This window comes from Variovorax sp. IB41 (assembly GCF_016405905.1).
GTDB lineage: Bacteria > Pseudomonadota > Gammaproteobacteria > Burkholderiales > Burkholderiaceae_C > Variovorax.
Genome location: NZ_JAEFCB010000020.1, coordinates 86,481 through 105,104 on the forward strand (window position 1 = coordinate 86,481; position 18,624 = coordinate 105,104).

Here is an 18,624-nt window from a genome sequence, read left to right on the forward strand (position 1 = left end):
CAAAAATTGCGCGATCCGTGAAGAGGTTCCGTTCGCCGCAACGAGATGCTCGACGCGCTCCATTTCTCGTCTCAGAATGCGCCCGCGCCTGGCCTCGGTCGTGCGCGCTTTTTCAAACTTCAGATGGGGCGTTATGGAACACAGTACCTACAAAAAATGGTCGGCCGAGTTCATTGGTACTTTCTGGCTCACGCTCGGAGGCTGCGGAAGCGCAGTGCTGGCCGCGGCCTTTCCGGGTGTGGGCATCGGCCTGCTCGGGGTGTCGCTGGCCTTCGGTCTCACGGTGGTGACGGGGGCCTATGCACTGGGGCCGATTTCGGGAGGGCACTTCAATCCGGCGGTGTCGATCGGTCTCGCGGCCGCGGGCCGCTTCAAGGCCTCGCAGCTCGCGGGCTACATCGTGGCGCAGGTGCTCGGCGCCATTGCGGCGGCCGGCATTCTCTATTTGATCGCCACGGGCAAACCAGGCGCGGACATCGGCGGCTTCGCCACCAACGGCTACGGCGAGCACTCGCCCGGCAAGTACAGCCTGTACGCCGCGGCGCTGTGCGAAGTGGTGATGACGGCCGTGTTCCTCATCGTGATCCTGGGCTCGACGGCCAAGCGCGCAGCGGGCGGCTTTGCGGGCATGGCCATCGGCCTGTGCCTCACGCTGATTCACCTGATCTCGATCCCGGTGACCAACACGTCGGTGAACCCGGCGCGCAGCACGGGCCCGGCCCTCTTCGGGCCGTCCCATGCGGTGTCGGAACTGTGGCTCTTCTGGGTCGCGCCCATCGCGGGCGCAATCATCGGCGCGGTGATCTACCGCGCCTTGCTCAGCAACGGCAACGACGACTGAGCGTCGTCGCTACCGTTGCCTCGCGTCAGCTGCCGTTGGCCGACTTCACCAGCGGCAGCGAGGTCGACTGGCCGATCGACTCGGTGCCGGTGGGGTGCGAGGCGGCATAGGCGCCGGCCTGCACTTCGGTGTCCGAGATCTTCGACAGCATCGCGGGCGCGCTGGTCGACTGGCCGATGGACTCGGTGCCGCTCGGATGCGCGGCGGCGATCGCGCCGGCCTGCACCTCGGGCTTTTCGGCCGAGTTCATCTGCAGCGGATGGAAGTCGGAGCCATCGGTGGTTTCGGCCGATGCATTGACGGTGCCCAGCGCTGCGAGCGCAGCGAAGGAACCAATGGCGAGAAGCTTGAAGGAAGTGCGCATGGTGTGTGCTCCTGAGGGCAGGTTGTCTCCGGTCTCGAGCCATCGCGCGAACTGCGCGTGGCAGGACCTGAACGCACTCTAGGCAGCCCGACTGAGGTGAGGATGAGCGAAGAGTTAGCTGCGGCTTAGGGGGACGATGACGGCAGATGGACGCGCGCCATGAGCCCGGGGCCGTCGACGCGGTTGTGCAGTTCGATGCGCATCCCGTTGCGCTCGGCCGCAGTCCGCGCAATCGCCAACCCGAGCCCGCTGCCGCCGGCCGCCGCGCCCGGCACGCGAAAGAAGCGGTCGAACACGCGCCCCATGGCGCTCTCCGGAATGCCCGCTCCGTTGTCCAGCACATCGACCACCGCATGGCCGTCGACCTCGTGCAGCCGCACATCGACCACGCCGCCTTCGGGCGCATAGCGCAGCGCGTTGTCGATCAGGTTGTCGAACACGCTGCGCAACTCGGCCGCGGGCGCGGACACCACCGGCGTGATGCTGCCCTCGAAGCCCACGTCCACGCGCCGCGCATCGGCCAGCACCATCAGCTGGCTCACGCTCTCGCGCAGCAGCACCTCGATGTCGATGGCCTCGCGCACCATGGCGCGCTGCGGTGCGTCCTGCCGCGAGAGGCTGAGCAACTGCTCGATGAGGTGCTGCGCGCGCGTCACGCCCGCCTCGAGCTGGTTGAAGCGGTCGGTGGCTTCGCCGGCCGGCACGTGCGCGCGCAGGTTCTCGATCTGCAGGCCGATGGCGGCCATCGGCGTGCGCAGCTCGTGCGCCGCGTCCTGCACGAAACGGCGCTGAGTGGCGAAGGCACTGCGCACGCGCGAGAGCAGGTTGTTGAAGGCGCCCACCAGCGGCGCGATCTCGTCGGGCACGCGCGCGAGCGAAAGCTCCGTGGGGCTGCGCTCGTCCTGCGATGCCACGTCGCGCGCCACCCCGCGCAGCGAGCGCGAGGCGGCCGAGACGATGATCCACAGGATCAGCAGCGCCGCCGGCAGCAGCAGCGCGATCGGCAGGCCTTCGAGCAGGGCGCGGCGCAATGCGCGGCGGCGGCGGTAGTCCTCGTTCTGCAGCACCTGCACACGCGGCTGGTCCGCGCGCGTGCCGGGCTCGGCGGTGAACACGCGCCAGCTCGAATGCGCATGGGCGCCCGCGTTCACGTTGCGAAAGCCCTCGCCGGACTGCAGCGGCACCGACAGCGCGGGCCACGAGCTCGCGCGCAGCGTCGTGCCGTCGGCACTCCAGATCTGCACGACGAAGGCCCCTCGCGAGAACGCGGCCTCGCCATCGACCGCGCGAGGCGCCTTGGGCGGATCGTTGCCGGTGTACGACTCGGCCACCAGCCGCATCTGGTCGTCCAGCGCGTTGTGGACCAGGTTGCCGTACGCCAGAAAAGAGAACCACGCCGTCGCGACCGCCCCGACCAGGTGCAGCGTGATCAGCCACAGCAGGAGCTGCCGGCGCAGCGAGCGCGGTCGCCACCAGCGGCCGGGCTGCGCGGCGCCCTCCATCACGCGGCGACGCGCCAGCCCAGGCCACGCACGTTGCGAATCGACTCGGCGCCGAGCTTGCGGCGCATGCCGTGGATCAGCACGTCGATGGCGTTGCTCGTCACTTCCTCGCCCCAGCCGTAGATGCGGTTTTCCAACTGCTCGCGAGAAAGGATGGCACCCGGCCGTTCGAGCAGCGCATGCAGCAGCGCGAACTCACGCGCGGTGAGCGCCTCGCGCGCGCCGTTCACCAGCACCTCGCGCGTCGTGAGGTCCAGCTGCAGCACGCCGCTGCCCACCAGCGAATGCGCCGCGCCATCGCGGCGCCGCACGATGGCCCGCATGCGCGCGAGCAGTTCGCGGAACTCGAAAGGCTTGAGCAGGTAGTCGTCGGCGCCCAGGTCCAGGCTGTTGATGCGGTCGTCCAGGCCGTCGCGGGCGGTGAGCACCAGCACCGGCGTCGCATCGCCGCGTTCGCGGGCGCGCCGCAGCACGTCGGTGCCGTCCTGCTTGGGCAGTCCCAGGTCGAGCAGCACGCAGGTGTAGCCGCCGTCGCCCAAGGCGCTCTGCGCGAGCTCGCCGTCGCGCACCCAGTCCGCGGACCAGCCCGCGCCCTCGAGCGCCTGTTTCAGGCTGCGCCCGATCATTTCGTCGTCTTCCACCAAAAGCACGCGCATTGCAACGACTCCTTGGGCCGCAAGGTAGCACGTGATCGGGATGATCGGTAGTGCCTTGCGCCGCGGCGCAGCGTAGGGGCGAAGTCTTAAGCGTGCCTTAGCCGCCGAGCAGGCACCAGGGTCACAGCACGCGGACGTCGTGCCGCTCGCCCTCGCCGTCCGCCGCGAACGCCAGCAGGCGCATCGCCTCTTCCTGCGCGCCGAGCCGGTCCGCCTTCGACCATCGCGCGAAGGGCGCCAGCACCACCGTGGCCGCGTGCTTCGCGCGCTCGATCTTCCAGGTGCCCGCCACGAAACCGTCGAGCAGCACCGTGCCGCGCACGATGCCGTTGATGGTGAACACGCGGGCGCGATGTGCCTCGCTCAGCACGCGGCCGCGGTCGGCGTGGGAGAGCAGCAGGTTGTCCCATTCGGCGACGAGGCGCGGCGGCGCGGGCGTGTCGGGGTCGGGGCGCGGCGCGCGCGGCAGGTCGAACAGCTCCTGGCCCTCTTCGCCCGTGAACACGCGCAGCTGCGGCCGCAGGCGCTCGGCCACGGCCTTCCAGCCGGTGAGGCCCGACCATGCGCCGGCATCGGCGAGCGTCGCGGGGCCGAAGGCGGCGAGGTAGCGCAGCAGCAGGTCGTCCTGCGTTGCGGAAGCGGCATCAGGGGCGGATTCGCCGAGCCACTGCCCGATGGGCTGCAGCCGTGCGTTCTGATGCGAGTTCCAACTGCCCGCGGGCGGCAGGTGCACCAGCGGCATGTTGTTGCGGATGAGTGCGGCGAGCGACGCGGGCGCGCGGTCTTTCCAGCGCGCCGCGAGCGCCTGCCCGAGCTCGGTGCCGGTGAGCGGGCCTTCGTCGAGCAAGGCCTTGCCGGCCTTCACCACGGCCGCGCGGTCGATGTCTTCGAGGGCCCGCGAATGCTCGCCCGACAGGCCGCGCTGATGCACGGCCTCCAGCAGCGGACGCCATGCCAGTGCGTCGCGTGCCGTCATCAGGTGCAGGGTCGCGCGCAACGTCGACATGCGCACGATGCGGCCCCTCTTCAGCGCCTCGGACAGTTGCTCGCGGCGAAAGCCTTCGAGCCGGCTCCACAGGCCGATGTAAGGCGGGTTCGGTGCCTGCGCCTGCAGCCCTGCGAGTTTTTCGATGGCCTGTGCGACCGTCGCCTTGCGCCGCGCCAGCAGCATCTGCCGCGCGAGCGTCGCCCGGTTCAGCGCACGCCGGCTCAGCAGGGCGGCCATCGGCAAAGACTCAGAACTTCTCGTGCGGCCCGAGGTAGCGCCACTGCCCCACCGGCAGGTTGCCCAGCATCACCTTGCCGATGCGCACGCGCTTCAAGCCCACCACCTTCAGCCCGACCAGTTCGCACATGCGGCGGATCTGCCGCTTCTTGCCCTCGGTGAGCACGAAGCGCAGCTGCTCGGGGTTCTGCCATTCGACACGCGCCGGCTTGAGCGCCTGGCCGTCCAGGCTCAGGCCGTGGCGCAGCTTCGCGAGCATCGCCGGCGGAAAGACCGCCTGCACGTTCTGCGTGACGGGGTCGTCGTCGTCCATGCGGATGAGCTGACCCGTGGGCGCGGGCTGGCCCAGGCCGTGGTACGCCACGCGCACCAGGTACTCCTTCTCCATCACCGAGTCTTCGCCGATCAGCTGGCGCGCGATGCGGCCGTCCTGCGTCATCACCAGGAGGCCGATCGAATCGATGTCCAGACGCCCGCATGGGGCGAGCCCGCGCAGCTGCTGGGGGCTGAAGAAGAAGCGCGCGTTGTCGTCCGCCCAGCGGTTCTGCGGCGTGAAGAGGGTGACTGCGGGTTCGTGGCCGTCTTCGGCCTGCCCGCTCACAAAGCCGATCGGCTTGTTGATGAGGATGGTGACCTGGTTCGCCTGCTGGCCCTTGGCGGCCTTGTCGATCTCGATGCGGTCCGACGGCGTGACCTTCACGCCCATCTCGGCTGGCTTGCCGTTCACCTTCACCCAGCCATTGGCGATCCACTCGTCGGCCTCGCGGCGCGAGCACATCTTGAGTTCGGCCATGCGCTTGTTCAGGCGCACGGGCGCGTTGGGGGAGGTGGAGGGCTCGGTCATCGGGGGTTGATCAATGTGCGGCACCGATGCTATCCTGAACCCAAGCGCAAGTTGATTGCGCCAATTTTGGGGGATTCCCAAGTGAGCACACGCAAGTACCAGTACGCCATCGTCATCGGGCGTTTCCAGCCCGTCCATTTCGGTCACCAGCGACTCATCGAAGAGGGCCTGCGCGCCGCCGATCGGGTCATCGTGGTGGTCGGCTCCGACCGCAAGCCTCGGAGCGTCAAGAACCCCTTCACCTTCGACGAACGCGAACGCATGGTGCGCGCCTGCCTGCGCGGCACCGAGCAGATGCGCGTGAGCGTCGTCGGCGTGGGCGATTCGCCCTACAACGACCAGATCTGGATCGCGTCGATCCAGTCGGCCGTCGAGCGGCTGATCCAGCAGGACGGCCACGTGCCCGCGCAGGCCAAGGTCGCGCTGGTGGGGCACCTGAAAGACGCCTCGAGCTACTACCTCAAGCTCTTTCCGCACTGGGAGTTCGTCGGCCAGCACAGCGTGGAGAGCCTGAACGCCACCGACGTGCGCAGCCTCTACTTCGACCCCGAGAACCGCGGCCAGCTCGCACCGGCCGACCTGCCCGACGGCACCGCGGCCTTTCTCGACCAGTTCACGCACACGGCCGACTACGCCGAGCTCTGCGAGGAGCGCGCCTTCCTCGTCGACTACCGCGACAAGTACCGCTATGCGGGCAGCGACTTTCCGCCGATCTACACCACGGTCGATGCGATCGTGGTCGAGGCCGGACACATCCTCCTGGTGCAGCGCAAGTTCCATCCCGGCAAGGGCACCTGGGCGCTGCCCGGCGGCTTCGTCGGCCAGCACGAGCGGCTGCAGGACGCGGCCATCCGCGAGCTGAAGGAAGAAACGCGCCTGAAGGTCCCCGTGCCCGTGCTCAACGGCAGCATGAAGGCCAGCCACGTGTTCGATGCGCCCGACCGCTCGCAGCGCGGCCGCACGATCACGCACGGCTTCTTCTTCGAACTGGCGCACAACCAGTGGACGGGCCTGTCGGACGTGCGCGCCGACGACGATGCGGCCGAGGTGCGCTGGGTGCCGATCGCCGAGTTCCTCGGTATGCCAGACCGCATCTACGAGGATCATTACTTCATCGCGAATCATTTTTTGGGTGGCCTGGGCAAGAACTGAACGACCAGGCTTTGTCAGCAAGAACGGGCGCCGGTTGACGGGGCCCACGTGAAAGGAGCTTTCACAATGAACCGCAACCTCACCTCCTCGCCCCTGGGCAACAACCTGCTGCTGCGCACCGACTCCTACAAGGTGTCGCACTGGATGCAATATCCGCCCGGCACGCAGACCGTGCACAGCTACATCGAATCGCGCGGCGGGCTCTTCAGCCACTCGCTCTTCTTCGGCCTGCAGGCGTACCTGCGCGAATACCTGCAGACGCCGGTGACGCTGGCCGATGTCGACGAAGCCGCGGCCATGATGGCCGTGCACGGCGAGCCCTTCAATCGCGAAGGGTGGCTGCGGCTGATCGAGAAGCACGGCGGGCTGATGCCGGTGCGCATCCGCGCGGTGCCCGAGGGCAGCGTGCTGCCGGTGCACAACGTGCTGGCCACCATCGAGAACACCGACCCCGAATTCTTCTGGGTCACGAGCTTTCTCGAAACCGAATTGCTGCGCGCGATCTGGTACCCGACCACCGTGGCCACGCTCTCCGCGGCCGCGCGCACGACGCTGCTTCGGTACCTCGAAGCGACCTGCGACGACCCGCAAGGCCAGATCGCCTTCAGGCTGCACGACTTCGGCGCGCGCGGGGTGTCGAGCCTCGAATCGGCGGCGCTCGGCGGCATGGCGCACCTGGTCAACTTCATGGGCACCGACACGCTGGCCGCGCTGGTCGCGGCACGCCGTTACTACGACTGCGACGTGGCGGGCTTCTCGATTCCCGCGGCCGAGCACAGCACCATCACGGGCTGGGGCCGCGACCATGAATCCGACGCGTACAGCAACATGGTCGACCAGTTCGGCAAGCCCGGCGCGACCTTCGCGGTGGTGAGCGACAGCTACGACATCTTCAATGCCTGCGCGCGGATCTGGGGCGGCGAGCTCAAGGCCAAGGTGGTGGCCTCGGGCGCGACGCTGGTGGTGCGGCCCGACTCGGGCGACCCGGCCGAGACCACGCTCAAGGTGGCGCAGATCCTGGCCGATCGTTTCGGCACCACGACCAACGCGAAGGGCTTCCGCGTGCTGAACAATGTGCGGATCATCCAGGGCGATGGCGTGAACCTCGACTCGCTGCGGCTGTGCCTGTCGAACTTCTTCCACAACGGGTTTTCGACGGAGAACATTTCCTTCGGCATGGGCGGCGGGTTGCTGCAGCAGGTCAACCGCGACACCATGCAGTGGGCGATGAAGTGCTCGGCGATGCAGGTGAACGGCGAGTGGCGCGATGTCTACAAGTCGCCGGTGGGGGATGTGAGCAAGGCTTCGAAGAAGGGGCGTCTTGCGCTGGTTCGGAATGCACGCGGAGAGGTGCAGACGTTGCGCGAAGAAGCGCTTGCGGATGGTCAAGCCGATCTGCTGCAGACGGTGTTCGAGAACGGGCGCATCGTTTCGAACACCACGTTCGATGCGATTCGCGAACGGGCGGCCATTGGGGTGAATCAGTTCGTCACTTCGCGGGCGCCGCTCTGAAGATTTTTCAGGGCGGGTGCACAGGCCACCGGGTACTCCCCTCCGCGAATGTCCCCCGGGCTTCGCCCTCCTCCTTGATTTCGCTGCGGGGAGCACCCGATGCCCTGCGCACGTGGGCACGCTGCTGGTGATCGGCGATCAACGACTGCTCTGAAAGCGCTCCCGCCGATGGTGGGCTCTGTTTCGCGAAATCAAGGGGGAGGCCGCAGGCCGGGGGACATTCGCGAAACAGAGCCCACCGTCGGCGGGTGTGCCGCCCCGAATCGACAGGCCCGAAACACTGCCACAGGCCATGGCCATAATCCGCCCAGACAGCCGAATCCATGACCAAACTCCTGATCCTCAGCGTGAGCGCCGGCAACGGCCACGTGCGTGCAGCACAGGCGCTCGCCGCCACCGCCCAGTCCCTCGCCCCGCCCTGCACGGCGGTCCACACCGACGCCATGGCCCATGTGGCCGGCGGCTTTCGCAAGGTCTACACCGACTGGTACATCCAGCTGGTGAACCGCGCGCCCGAGCTGTGGTCGTACCTGCACCAGCGCACCGACACCACGCCGCACCACGCGCCCTCGCAGCGCCTGCGCCGCGGCATCGAACGGCTGAGCACCGGCGCGCTGGTGCGCGAGATCCGGCGCGAGAAGCCCGATGCGGTGATCTGCACGCACTTCCTGCCGGCAGAGTTGCTGATGCGCGAGCGCAACCGCGGGCGCATCGACTACCCGGTGTGGCTGCAGATCACCGATTACGACCTGCACAACATGTGGCTGATTCCCGGCATGGCGGGCTATCTGGCCGCCACCGAGGAAGTGGCCTTTCGCCTCCGCGCGCGCGGCATTCCCGCGGACCGCATCCACGTGACCGGCATTCCGGTGATGCCGGCGTTTTCCGAGCCCGACGCGCCGGCGCTCGCGCGCAACACCTGCGCTGCCGAACTCGGGCTCGATCCGTCGCGGCCCGTGCTGCTGATGGCCTCGGGCGGTGCGGGCGTGGGCGACCTTGCGAGCATGGTCGAGCGCGTGCTCGGCCTCGGCGGGCATGACGGGGAACAGGGCAACTTCCAGGTCATCGCCGTCGCGGGCCGCAACGTCGAGGCGCACGGCAAGCTGCAGGCGCTGGCGGCGCGCCACCCGGGCCGCGTGGTGGCCGTGGGCTTCACCAACGAGATGCACAAGATGATGGCCGCGGCCGATCTGGTCGTCACCAAGCCTGGCGGGCTTACCGTGTCCGAGTGCCTCGCGCTCGGCAAGCCGATGCTGTTGATCTCGCCCATCCCCGGGCAGGAAGAACACAACGCCGGATTCCTGATGGAAGAAGGCGCCGCGTGGCTGGCCTACGACGCGATCGGCCTGGACTACAAGGTGGCGCGCCTGATGGCCGACCCGGCCAAGCTCGCGGACATGGCCGCGCGCAGCCGCGCGCTCGGCAAGCCGCAGGCGGCGCGGGCCGTGCTCCAACACGTGCTGGGTGCGACAGCGTGAGCGGCGCGACTGAAAAGACCGGCGTGGGCCGAACGCTGGGCTACCTCGCGTGGGTGGTCGTGATGGCTTTCTTCTTCGCCAACGCCGAGATCCAGATCGAAGGCGGCGCGGGCTGGGCCACGTCGCTGCCGACATGGCGCATCGAGAACAGCATCTGGCTGGACCTGTTCTGGGGCGGCCGCGCGATGACCGGATATCACGCCTGGGTGTTCACCTTCATGGCGCTGGTGTTCTTCGCGCCGCTGGCCTTCAATGGCCGTTGGACCTGGCGCGACGTGGGGCTCGCGCTCGCGGGGCTGATCGTGTTCTGGGTCTGCGAAGACTTTTTGTGGTTCATCATCAACCCGGCCTTCGGCTGGGCGCGCTTCAACCCGGTCGATGCGTTCTGGCACAAGCACTGGCTGTGGGGCGCACCCGTGGACTACTGGGGCGGCCTCGCGGTGGCGGCGCTGATCCTCACGGTGCGCCACTGGCGCCGGCGCGCGCGATGACGGCAGCGAAAACACCCCAGGCCGACGACCTGCGCCCCGGCCACTGGGCCGATCCGCTGGACGAGTTGCAGGTCGAGAACCTGCACCGCATCACGCCCACGCTGTACCGCAGCGCGCAGCCGCGGCGCGCGAACGTCGCGGCGCTGCAGTCGCTGGGCATCCGCACCATCGTGAGCCTGCGGTCGTTCAACGACGACAAGAAGGTGTTCGCGGGCAGCGGCATCCGCCTCGTGCGCGTGCCGATCAATACCTGGTCCATCGACGATGCCAAGGTGCTGCGCGCGCTGGTCGCGATCCGCGAGGCCGAGAAGCACGGGCCGGTGCTGATCCACTGCATGCACGGCGCCGACCGCACCGGCGTGGTGGCCGCCGTCTACCGCATGGCGGTGCAAGACTGGGACAAGGACAGCGCACGCCACGAGATGCTGCGCGGCGGCTACGGCTATCACACGCTGTGGCGCAACATTCCGCGCTACATCGAGCGGCTCGATCCGCTGCGGATGCGCCATGCGCTGGCCCATGCCCCGGTGATTCCGGTGGTGTCCTGAAGGCGCCTGCAGCTTTCACGACCCGCTCCTATACTGGCCGCCCCGTGGCCGATGGCCATCTCCGAACGACCTTCAAAGAGGCTTCTTCCATGGCACTCCAACTGCGCTCCCTCGTCCGCTCGAGCGGCGAACTCGAACTCTCGCTGCACGACGAACCGATCCCCGAACCCAAGGCCGATGAAGTGATCGTGCGCGTCGAGGCGTCGCCGATGAATCCGTCGGACCTGGGCCTTTTGTTCGGCGCGGCCGACATGACCACCGCGAAGGCATCGGGCACCGCGGACCGCCCGGTCGTCACCGCCATCGTTCCCGAACGCGCGCGGCCTTCGATGGCGGGGCGTCTCGACCAGTCGATGCCCGTGGGCAACGAAGGCGCGGGCGTGGTGGTCAAGGCCGGCTCGTCGCCGGCCGCGCAAGCGCTGCTCGGCAAGACCGTGGCGGCCATCGGCGGCGCGATGTATTCGCAGTACCGCGCCATCTCCGCGGCGCAATGCCTCGAACTGCCCGCCGGCACGACGCCGGCCGAAGGCGCCTCGTGCTTCGTCAACCCGCTCACCTCGCTGGGCATGGTCGAGACGATGCGGCGCGAAGGCCACAAGGCGCTGGTGCACACGGCCGCGGCATCGAACCTGGGGCAGATGCTCAACAAGATCTGCCAGAAGGACGGTATCGACCTGGTCAACATCGTGCGCAAGCCCGAGCAGGAAGCGCTCTTGCGCGGCCTCGGCGCGAAGTACGTGTGCAACGCAACCTCGCCGACCTTCCTCGAAGACCTGACGCAAGCGCTGGTCGACACCGGCGCGACGCTGGCCTTCGATGCAACGGGCGGCGGCAAGCTCGCGGGCCAGATTCTCGGCTGCATGGAAGCGGCACTGAACCGCACCGCCAAGGAATACAGCCGCTACGGCTCGACCACGCACAAGCAGGTCTACATCTACGGCGGCCTGGACCGCAATCCCACCGAGTTCGTGCGCAACTTCGGCATGTCGTGGGGCATGGGCGGATGGCTGCTGTTTCCGTTCCTGCAGAAGCTGGGGGCCGAGGGGACGCAGCGGCTTAAGGCGCGCGTCGTGTCCGAATTGAAGACGACGTTCGCAAGCCACTACACGCGGGAGATCTCGCTGCTCGAAGCGCTGCAGCTCGATGCGATCGGGGTGTATGGCAAGCAGGCGACGGGGGAGAAGTTCCTGCTGAATCCGAACAAGGGCGTTGCGGCCTGATCTCCCGCTTGGGGGGGGTGGGACGTCCGCCTAGACGACCAGCCGATACCCCACCGCCGTTTCGGTCAGCAGATGCCTGGGTTGCGCCGGATCGGCCTCCAGCTTCTGCCGCAGATGCCCCATGTAGATGCGCAGGTAGTGGTTCTGGTCCGTGTGCGACGGCCCCCACACCTCGCGCAGCAGTTGGCGCTGCGTGAGCACGCGGCCTGCGTTCGCGACCAGCACCGAGAGCAGCCGGTACTCGGTCGGCGTCAGGTGCACCTCGGCGCCGGCGCGGCGCACGATGCGCGCGGCGCGGTCCAGTTCGATCTCGCCGAATCGGAAGACGGCTTCGGCCGGTTCGTCGTTGCCGCCGCCGGCCGCGCGCGGGCGGCGCAGGTTGGCGCGCACGCGGGCCAGCAGTTCGCCGGTGCCGAAGGGCTTGGTGAGGTAGTCGTCGGCGCCGGCGTCGAGCGCGGCGATCTTGTCGGCTTCGTCGGTGCGCGCCGACAGCACGATGATCGGCACGGCCGACCAGCCGCGCACGTCGCGGATCAACGAGACGCCATCGCCATCGGGCAGGCCCAGGTCGAGCACCAGCAGGTCGGGCTGGCGCGTGCCGGCCGCGGCGAGGCCGTCGCGCAGCGTGCCGGCCTCGTGCACCAGCCAGCCCTCGGCCTCGAGCGCGCCGCGCACGAAGCGGCGGATCTGCGGCTCGTCCTCGATCACGATGGCGGTGGGGGATGGCATGGCTTCAGAGTTGCGCTTCGGCCGGTTCGGGCGGCTCGCGGCGTGGCAGGGTGACGGTGAATTCTGCACCGCCGTCGCGCGCGTTGGCGGCCGTGATCTCGCCGCCGTGCGCGCTCACCACCGCGCGGCAGATCGCGAGACCCAGGCCGACGCCCGGCGTGGCCGACTCGGCTTCTCCGCGCGTGAACTTGTCGAACAGCTTCTGTTCGCGCCCCAGCAGCGCTGCGGGCAGCCCGGGGCCGTGGTCGCGCACCGTGAGCACCAGCGTGCCGGGCTCGGCGCGCGCGCCCACCACGATGGGCGGCGCGCCGTATTTGGTGGCGTTCTCCAGCAGGTTGACGAGCACGCGCTCGATCAGCACCGCATCGAACTCGACCAGCGGCAGTTCCGCATCGAGCGCGGTCTGCACGACGGCATCGCCCAGCGACGTGCGCGCCGCGCGGATCGACGAGCCCACGACCTCCTCCACCGATTGCCAGTCGCGCCGCAGGTTCACCGCGCCGCCCGCGATGCCGCTTTCCAGCCGCGCCATGTCCAGCAGGTTGTTGACCAGCGCATGCAGCTCGTGCGCCTGCGCGACGATGGCGCGCGCCGCGTTGCCGTGCTCCTCGGGCGGCAGCGTCTGCAGCGATTCGGCCAATGCGATCAATGCGGTGAGCGGCGTGCGCACGTCGTGCGAGATCGCGCCGAGCAGCGCGTTGCGCAGCCGCTCCGATTCCATCTCGACCACGGCCTGCTGCGCCACCTCGACGTAGTGCACGCGCTCCAGCGCGATCGCGATCTGCCGCGCGAGCGTGTCCAGCTGCTGCGCCTGCTCGGGGATCAGCAGCCAGCGCGGCTGCGCGGGCGCGAGCGCCAGCACGCCGCGCACGCGCATCGGCGCCTGCAGCGGCACGTAGTGCCACGGCTGCGCCGCGAGCGTGGCGGTCGCAAGGCCCGCGGGCTGGCCGTGGCGAAAGGCCCAGTCGGCCACCTGCGCATCGAAGCCCTCGGGCGGCTCCTTCGGCAGCACGAGCTGGTCGGCCGCATCGGTCACCAGCACCAGCGCACGGCCGCCGAAGTGGCCCTGCACCGCGGCGGCGCCTAGCGTGACGACCTGCGTGCTCTCCAGCGCCGCCGAGAGTTCGCGCGTGAGCTCGAACAGCGAGCGCGCGCGCCGCTCGCGGCTGGTCGATACGCCGGCCGCGAAACGCAGCCCCGCGGTGAGCTGCCCCACCAGCAGGCCGACGCCCAGCATGATCGCGAAGGTCAGCACGTACTGCACATCGCTCACCGCGAACGACAGGCGCGGCGGCACGAAGAAATAGTCGAAGGCCGCGACGTTGAGCAAGGCTGCGAGCGCCGACGGCCCGCGCCCGAATCGCATCGCAACGCCGACCACGCCGAGCAGGAACAGCATCACGATGTTCGAGAGTTCGAGCACGCCCGCGAGCGGCGTGCAGACCAGCGTGAGCGCCACGCTGGTGGCCGTGGCCCAGGCGTAGCCGGGCCAGTGGATCGGCGCCTTCTCGTGATCGTCGTCGTCGGCACGCGGGGTGTTGAACGGCGTGCGCGCGAGGCGCCGCGCGCTGTCGGCGCGGCCGACTTCCAGGATGTCGAGTGCGGGCGCGCGTTGCGCGAGCGCCCGTGGCAACGGCACCGGCGACGCGGGCCACCAGCGGCGCCATCCGCTCGCCGGCTCCGAACGCCCCATCACCAGCGTCGCGCAGTTGAGCCGGCGGGCCTGCTCGGACAGCTGCTCGGCCACGTCGGAGCCCGTGAGCACCGCGGTGGCGGCGCCCAGTTCCTCGGCCAGCTTGAGCACCGCGAGGATGCGGTCGCGCTCCGCGGCGGCCAGGCGCTGCAGCCGCGGCGTTTCGACATACGCCGCATGCCAGCGCACATTGAGCTGGCCCGCGAGCCGCGCCGCGGTGCGCACCGTCTGCGCTGCGCCTTCGTGCGGGCCGACGCACGCGAGGATCGCGCCCGAGGTGTTCCAGGCCTGCAGCGCGCCGCCATTTCCACTGCCGGCCGCGCCCGATTGCTCGACGCGCCAGCCGCGCACATCGTCTTCCACGTGTTCGGCGGTGCGGCGCAGCGCAATCTCGCGCAGCGCGATCAGGTTGCCCTTGCGAAAGAAGTTCTGCGCGGCGCGCTCGGCCTGCTGCGGCAGGTACACCTTGCCGGCCGCGAGCCGCGCGGTGAGCTCGTCGGGCGTGACATCGACCAGCACCACCTCGTCGGCTTCGTCGAGCACGGTGTCGGGCACCGTCTCGTGCACGCGCACGCCGGTGATCGCGCCGACCGTGCCGTTCAGGCTCTCCAGGTGCTGCACGTTGAGCGCCGACCAGACCTCGATGCCCGCGGCCAGCAGCTCCTGCACGTCCTGCCAGCGCTTGGCATGGCGGGAACCGGGGGCGTTGGTGTGGGCCAGTTCATCGACCAGCAGCACGGCGGGCTTGCGTGCGAGGGCCGCATCGAGGTCGAACTCGGCGAGCGTGCGGCCGCGGTAGGCCAGCTCGCGCAGCGGCAGCGTGTCGAGCCCCGCGAGCAGCGCGGCGGTTTCGCTGCGGCCGTGCGTTTCGACCAGGCCGATGAGCACGTCGCGCCCCGCGGTGCGCTCGCGCTGGGCGGCGCTCAGCATCGCCCAGGTCTTGCCGACGCCGGCGCTGGCGCCGAAGTAGATGCGCAGCTTGCCGCGCAGCGCACGCGCCTCGTCATTGCGCAGCTGCGCAATCAGGGCGTCGGGGTCGGGGCGGGTGTCGGGCATGGACGGCGTGGGATGGCTGCGCAGGTTATCGCATCGGGCCGCCCTTGCGGCGCCTGGCCTCGTGCCGGCGCGCGGTGCGCGAGAGCACCCACCAGGCAAAGCCCAGCGGCACGAACAGCGCCGCGAGCGCCAGCAGCGCGTGAAAGAGGTCAGTGACCATCGCGCAGCCCGCAGCGTGCCAGGTGCTCGCGCCAGCTCACGAGCCGGCCGATCTCGCCCGATGGCACGCACTCGATCAGGCGGTGCAGCACCTCGGCGTAGCTGGCGATGGGCAGGCGGATCATGAGGCGCACGCAGGGCGCGTCGCTCTCCTGCGAGCAAAGCGCGTGCAGCAGCGGCTCGCAGCGCACCACGCCCGCATCGGGGCAGCCCGCGATGCTGCGGCGCACGCGCAGCGCGTCGGCGCAGCAGACGGTGACATCGAGCACGTAGAACGGGCTGGTGGCGGTCATGGACGCGTGCGTTCGGCCGGCCACCGCCGGGCCGCCCCACGGCGGCCGAGCCTCCCCCTTGGGGGGTGGCGAAGCACACGAAGTGGCAAGCCGGGGGGCAGATCGTTCTGTGCCGGGGTGTTCACGGTAAGCGGCATAGGCCATGGTTTTTTCTCCTCAACGCGCAGCCGAAGCATCGAGCGCGAGATTCAGTGCGAGAACGTTGACGCGCGATTCACCGAGCAGGCCCCAGAGCGCGCCCTGGGTGTGCTTCTCGATGAGCGCGTTGATCTGTTCCACCGGCACCCCGCGCACGCGCGCGACGCGGGCCGCCTGGTAGTGCGCGGCGGCGGGGCTGATGTCCGGGTCGAGCCCGCTGGCCGAAGCCGTGACGAGGTCGACCGGCACCGGCGCGGTGTTGCCCGGGTCCGCGGCGCGAAGCGCTTCGATGCGCGCCTTGATCGCGTCGGTGAGCGCCGGGTTGAGCGGCCCCTGGTTCGCGCCGCCCGAGGCGCTCGCGTTGTAGGGCTGCGGCGCGGTGGCCGACGGGCGGCCCCAGAAGTGCTTGGGGTCGCTGAAGTTCTGGCCGATGAGCTTGGAGCCGACGGTCGTGCCGTCCAGCACGATCAGGCTGCCCGCCGCCTCCTTCGGAAACACCGCTTTCGCGGCGCCGGTGACGGCCATCGGATAGATGAGCCCGGTGAGCGCGCTCAGCAGTGCGAAGAGCACGATTGCGGGACGAAAAATGCTGCCATTCTTGTTCATGAGAAATGCTCCTCAGACCAGGTGGACTGCGACGAGCAGCCAGTCGATCAACTTGATGCCGATGAAAGGGACGACGAGGCCGCCCAGGCCGTAGATGGCCAGGTTGCGGCGCAGCAGCGCGGCAGCGCCCACCGGCCGGTAGCGCACGCCCTTGAGCGCGAGCGGAATCAAGAACACGATGACGAGCGCGTTGAAGATCACCGCCGAGAGAATCGCCGACGACGGGCTCGCCAGCCGCATCACGTTGAGCGCGCCCAGCTGCGGGTAGGTCGAGACGAAGATCGCCGGAATGATCGCGAAGTACTTCGCCACGTCGTTCGCGATCGAGAAGGTGGTGAGCGAGCCGCGCGTCATGAGCAGCGCCTTGCCGGTCTCCACCACCTCGAGCAGCTTGGTCGGGTTGGAGTCCAGGTCGACCATGTTGCCGGCCTCCTTCGCGGCCTGCGTGCCGCTGCCCATGGCCACAGCCACGTCGGCCTGCGCGAGCGCGGGGGCGTCGTTGGTGCCGTCGCCGGTCATCGCGACCAGGCGGCCTTCGGACTGGTACTTGCGGATCAGCGCGAGCTTGTCCTCGGGCGTGGCTTCGGCCAGGAAGTCGTCCACGCCGGCCTCGGCGGCGATGGCCGCTGCGGTGAGCTTGTTGTCGCCGGTGATCATCACCGTCTTGATGCCCATGCGGCGCAGTTCGGCAAAGCGCTCCTTGATGCCGGTCTTGACGATGTCCTTGAGTTCGACCACGCCGAGCACGCGGTCGCCCTCGGCCACGGCCAGCGGCGTGCTGCCGCGGCGCGCGGTTTCCTCGGCGGCGCGCAGCATCTCGGCCGGCATGCTGCCGCCCAGCGATTCGACATGCCGGCGGATCGCATCGACCGCGCCCTTGCGCAGCAGCACGACGTCGGTGTCCAGGCTGTTGGGCGCGGCCGGCAGGTCCACGCCGCTCATGCGGGTCTGCGCGGTGAAGGGCACGTAGCGCGCGATCTCCACGGCGGCGACCTCCAGGCCGTCGCGGCGCGCGAGCTCGACGATGCTTCGGCCCTCGGGCGTTTCGTCGGCCATCGAGGCGAGCATCGCGGCGCGCGCGAGCCGGCCCTTCGGCACGCCCGGCGCGGGCAGGAAGGCGCTGGCCTGGCGGTTGCCGTGCGTGATGGTGCCGGTCTTGTCCAGCAGCAGCACATCGACGTCGCCGGCCGCTTCGACCGCGCGGCCCGAGGTGGCGATCACGTTGGCCTGCATCATGCGGCTCATGCCGGCCACGCCGACGGCCGAGAGCAGGCCGCCGATGGTGGTCGGGATCAGGCACACCAGCAGCGCCACCAGCGCGGTGAGCGACACCACGGTGCCCGCACCGGCCGCCTCCACGCTGAACACCGAGAACGGCAGCAGCGTGACGGTGACCATCAGGAACACGAGCGTGAGCGCGACCAGGAGGATGGTGAGCGCGATCTCGTTGGGCGTCTTCTGGCGCTTGGCCGCCTCGACCATGCCGATCATGCGGTCCAGGAACGACTCGCCCGGGTTCACCGAGATGCGCACCACCAGCCAGTCGGACAGCACGCGGGTGCCGCCGGTCACGGCCGAGAAGTCGCCGCCCGATTCGCGCACCACGGGCGCCGATTCGCCGGTGATGGCGCTCTCGTCGACCGAGGCCACGCCTTCGATCACTTCGCCGTCCAGCGGGACCACGTCGCCGGTCTCGACCAGCACGACGTCGCCCTTGCGCAGGTTGGGCGCCTGTTCAGGGAGCCATTGACCACCGTGGTGCGGCTCCTGCAGCTTCTTGGCCCAGGTGTCCTTGCGAAGGCCGCGCAGCGACGCGGCTTGCGCCTTGCTGCGGCCTTCAGCCAAAGCTTCCGCGAAGTTCGCGAACAGCACGGTGAACCACAGCCAGATGGTCACGGCGAGCACGAAGGCGGGCTTCATGCCGGTGTCGCCCGGGAAGCTCAGCGCATGCACCCAGAGCAGGCTGGTGAGGATGCTCCCGATGTAGACGATGAACATCACCGGGTTGCGCCACTGGGTGCGCGGGTTCAGCTTGGCGAAGGCGCCCCAGAGGGCGGGCTTGACCAGCGCTGCGTCGAACAGCGAGAGAGAGGTTTTGGTGTTGGCAGTCATGGTGG

General features: G+C 69.3%; 18 protein-coding genes. 7 read left to right on the forward strand and 11 right to left on the reverse strand.

The features are described 5' to 3' along the window. Positions 1–133: 133 nt before the first annotated feature. Entirely contained in the window at positions 134–841 is a 708-nt protein-coding gene (gene aqpZ, locus JC881_RS26770) for an aquaporin Z (protein WP_198788740.1), read from the forward strand. 25 nt (positions 842–866) lie between these two features. Here the strand turns inward: aqpZ and JC881_RS26775 are convergent, their stop codons facing one another. The 5 genes from JC881_RS26775 to JC881_RS26795 all read right to left on the reverse strand — a co-directional run bounded on the left by JC881_RS26775 (position 867) and on the right by JC881_RS26795 (position 5,432). Further along, complete coding sequence (locus JC881_RS26775; protein ID WP_198788741.1) at positions 867–1,205, reverse strand: hypothetical protein; 339 nt, start codon at positions 1,203–1,205, stop codon at positions 867–869. Between the two features lie 125 nt (positions 1,206–1,330). Beyond that, positions 1,331–2,707 (reverse strand): sensor histidine kinase, encoded by a 1,377-nt coding sequence (locus JC881_RS26780; protein WP_198788774.1) that lies wholly within the window; start codon positions 2,705–2,707, stop codon positions 1,331–1,333. Continuing rightward, positions 2,707–3,363 (reverse strand): response regulator, encoded by a 657-nt coding sequence (locus tag JC881_RS26785; RefSeq protein ID WP_013544025.1) that lies wholly within the window; start codon positions 3,361–3,363, stop codon positions 2,707–2,709. Before JC881_RS26785 ends, JC881_RS26780 begins: the two co-directional genes overlap by 1 nt. A gap of 121 nt (positions 3,364–3,484) precedes the next feature. Continuing rightward, complete coding sequence (locus JC881_RS26790) at positions 3,485–4,588, reverse strand: winged helix DNA-binding domain-containing protein (protein ID WP_198788742.1); 1,104 nt, start codon at positions 4,586–4,588, stop codon at positions 3,485–3,487. Between the two features lie 10 nt (positions 4,589–4,598). Next, the gene (locus JC881_RS26795) at positions 4,599–5,432 is read right to left on the reverse strand and encodes a pseudouridine synthase (protein WP_198788743.1); all 834 of its coding nucleotides are present in this window, start codon (positions 5,430–5,432) and stop codon (positions 4,599–4,601) included. 81 nt (positions 5,433–5,513) lie between these two features. On the opposite strand from JC881_RS26795, the gene JC881_RS26800 reads away from it, so the two are divergent. The 6 genes from JC881_RS26800 (at position 5,514) to JC881_RS26825 (ending at position 11,833) form a co-directional block, all read left to right on the forward strand. After that, entirely contained in the window at positions 5,514–6,584 is a 1,071-nt protein-coding gene (locus JC881_RS26800; protein WP_198788744.1) for a bifunctional nicotinamide-nucleotide adenylyltransferase/Nudix hydroxylase, read from the forward strand. 66 nt (positions 6,585–6,650) lie between these two features. Then, positions 6,651–8,096: a nicotinate phosphoribosyltransferase gene (locus JC881_RS26805; protein WP_198788745.1), complete on the forward strand. Its 1,446-nt coding sequence runs from the start codon at positions 6,651–6,653 to the stop codon at positions 8,094–8,096. 323 nt (positions 8,097–8,419) lie between these two features. Next, positions 8,420–9,574 carry an MGDG synthase family glycosyltransferase gene (locus JC881_RS26810; protein ID WP_198788746.1) on the forward strand — a complete coding sequence of 385 codons (1,155 nt, stop codon included), beginning with the start codon at positions 8,420–8,422 and terminating at the stop codon, positions 9,572–9,574. Continuing rightward, positions 9,571–10,065, forward strand: a complete 495-nt coding sequence (locus JC881_RS26815; RefSeq protein ID WP_198788747.1) for a hypothetical protein — start codon at positions 9,571–9,573, stop codon at positions 10,063–10,065. Before JC881_RS26810 ends, JC881_RS26815 begins: the two co-directional genes overlap by 4 nt. Then, the gene (locus tag JC881_RS26820) at positions 10,062–10,613 is read left to right on the forward strand and encodes a dual specificity protein phosphatase family protein (RefSeq protein WP_198788748.1); all 552 of its coding nucleotides are present in this window, start codon (positions 10,062–10,064) and stop codon (positions 10,611–10,613) included. Before JC881_RS26815 ends, JC881_RS26820 begins: the two co-directional genes overlap by 4 nt. Positions 10,614–10,702: 89 nt before the next feature. Further along, positions 10,703–11,833, forward strand: coding sequence for a zinc-binding dehydrogenase (locus JC881_RS26825; RefSeq protein WP_198788749.1), 1,131 nt, complete (start codon positions 10,703–10,705; stop codon positions 11,831–11,833). 30 nt (positions 11,834–11,863) lie between these two features. Here the strand turns inward: JC881_RS26825 and kdpE are convergent, their stop codons facing one another. The 6 genes from kdpE to kdpB form a co-directional block, all read right to left on the reverse strand. Then, positions 11,864–12,562, reverse strand: a complete 699-nt coding sequence (kdpE, locus tag JC881_RS26830) for a two-component system response regulator KdpE (RefSeq protein WP_198788750.1) — start codon at positions 12,560–12,562, stop codon at positions 11,864–11,866. A 4-nt stretch (positions 12,563–12,566) separates the two neighbouring features. Next, positions 12,567–15,311 carry a DUF4118 domain-containing protein gene (locus JC881_RS26835; RefSeq protein ID WP_198788751.1) on the reverse strand — a complete coding sequence of 915 codons (2,745 nt, stop codon included), beginning with the start codon at positions 15,309–15,311 and terminating at the stop codon, positions 12,567–12,569. Between the two features lie 25 nt (positions 15,312–15,336). Beyond that, positions 15,337–15,471, reverse strand: a complete 135-nt coding sequence (locus tag JC881_RS32635) for a hypothetical protein (RefSeq protein WP_256219249.1) — start codon at positions 15,469–15,471, stop codon at positions 15,337–15,339. Continuing rightward, the gene (locus tag JC881_RS26840) at positions 15,461–15,763 is read right to left on the reverse strand and encodes a hypothetical protein (protein ID WP_233102062.1); all 303 of its coding nucleotides are present in this window, start codon (positions 15,761–15,763) and stop codon (positions 15,461–15,463) included. The genes JC881_RS32635 and JC881_RS26840 overlap by 11 nt, the downstream gene beginning before the upstream one ends. Before the next feature lie 156 nt (positions 15,764–15,919). After that, positions 15,920–16,507 (reverse strand): potassium-transporting ATPase subunit KdpC, encoded by a 588-nt coding sequence (gene kdpC, locus JC881_RS26845; protein WP_198788753.1) that lies wholly within the window; start codon positions 16,505–16,507, stop codon positions 15,920–15,922. Between the two features lie 12 nt (positions 16,508–16,519). Further along, a complete protein-coding gene (gene kdpB, locus JC881_RS26850) occupies positions 16,520–18,619 on the reverse strand; it encodes a potassium-transporting ATPase subunit KdpB (RefSeq protein ID WP_198788754.1) in 2,100 nt (699 codons plus the stop codon). Between the last annotated feature and the right edge of the window lie 5 nt (positions 18,620–18,624).

Bases quoted from the DNA above. Each gene is read 5' to 3' on its own strand.
- JC881_RS26795 (WP_198788743.1), bottom strand. From the start codon at position 5,432: ATGACCGAGCCCTCCACCTCCCCCAACGCGCCCGTGCGCCTGAACAAG.
- JC881_RS26790 (WP_198788742.1), bottom strand. From the start codon at position 4,588: ATGGCCGCCCTGCTGAGCCGGCGTGCGCTGAACCGGGCGACGCTCGCG.
- JC881_RS26810 (WP_198788746.1), top strand. From the start codon at position 8,420: ATGACCAAACTCCTGATCCTCAGCGTGAGCGCCGGCAACGGCCACGTG.
- JC881_RS26805 (WP_198788745.1), top strand. From the start codon at position 6,651: ATGAACCGCAACCTCACCTCCTCGCCCCTGGGCAACAACCTGCTGCTG.
- JC881_RS26825 (WP_198788749.1), top strand. From the start codon at position 10,703: ATGGCACTCCAACTGCGCTCCCTCGTCCGCTCGAGCGGCGAACTCGAA.
- JC881_RS32635 (WP_256219249.1), bottom strand. From the start codon at position 15,471: ATGGTCACTGACCTCTTTCACGCGCTGCTGGCGCTCGCGGCGCTGTTC.
- JC881_RS26835 (WP_198788751.1), bottom strand. From the start codon at position 15,311: ATGCCCGACACCCGCCCCGACCCCGACGCCCTGATTGCGCAGCTGCGC.
- JC881_RS26785 (WP_013544025.1), bottom strand. From the start codon at position 3,363: ATGCGCGTGCTTTTGGTGGAAGACGACGAAATGATCGGGCGCAGCCTG.
- kdpC (WP_198788753.1), bottom strand. From the start codon at position 16,507: ATGAACAAGAATGGCAGCATTTTTCGTCCCGCAATCGTGCTCTTCGCA.
- aqpZ (WP_198788740.1), top strand. From the start codon at position 134: ATGGAACACAGTACCTACAAAAAATGGTCGGCCGAGTTCATTGGTACT.
- kdpE (WP_198788750.1), bottom strand. From the start codon at position 12,562: ATGCCATCCCCCACCGCCATCGTGATCGAGGACGAGCCGCAGATCCGC.
- kdpB (WP_198788754.1), bottom strand. From the start codon at position 18,619: ATGACTGCCAACACCAAAACCTCTCTCTCGCTGTTCGACGCAGCGCTG.
- JC881_RS26780 (WP_198788774.1), bottom strand. From the start codon at position 2,707: ATGGAGGGCGCCGCGCAGCCCGGCCGCTGGTGGCGACCGCGCTCGCTG.
- JC881_RS26840 (WP_233102062.1), bottom strand. From the start codon at position 15,763: ATGACCGCCACCAGCCCGTTCTACGTGCTCGATGTCACCGTCTGCTGC.
- JC881_RS26820 (WP_198788748.1), top strand. From the start codon at position 10,062: ATGACGGCAGCGAAAACACCCCAGGCCGACGACCTGCGCCCCGGCCAC.
- JC881_RS26775 (WP_198788741.1), bottom strand. From the start codon at position 1,205: ATGCGCACTTCCTTCAAGCTTCTCGCCATTGGTTCCTTCGCTGCGCTC.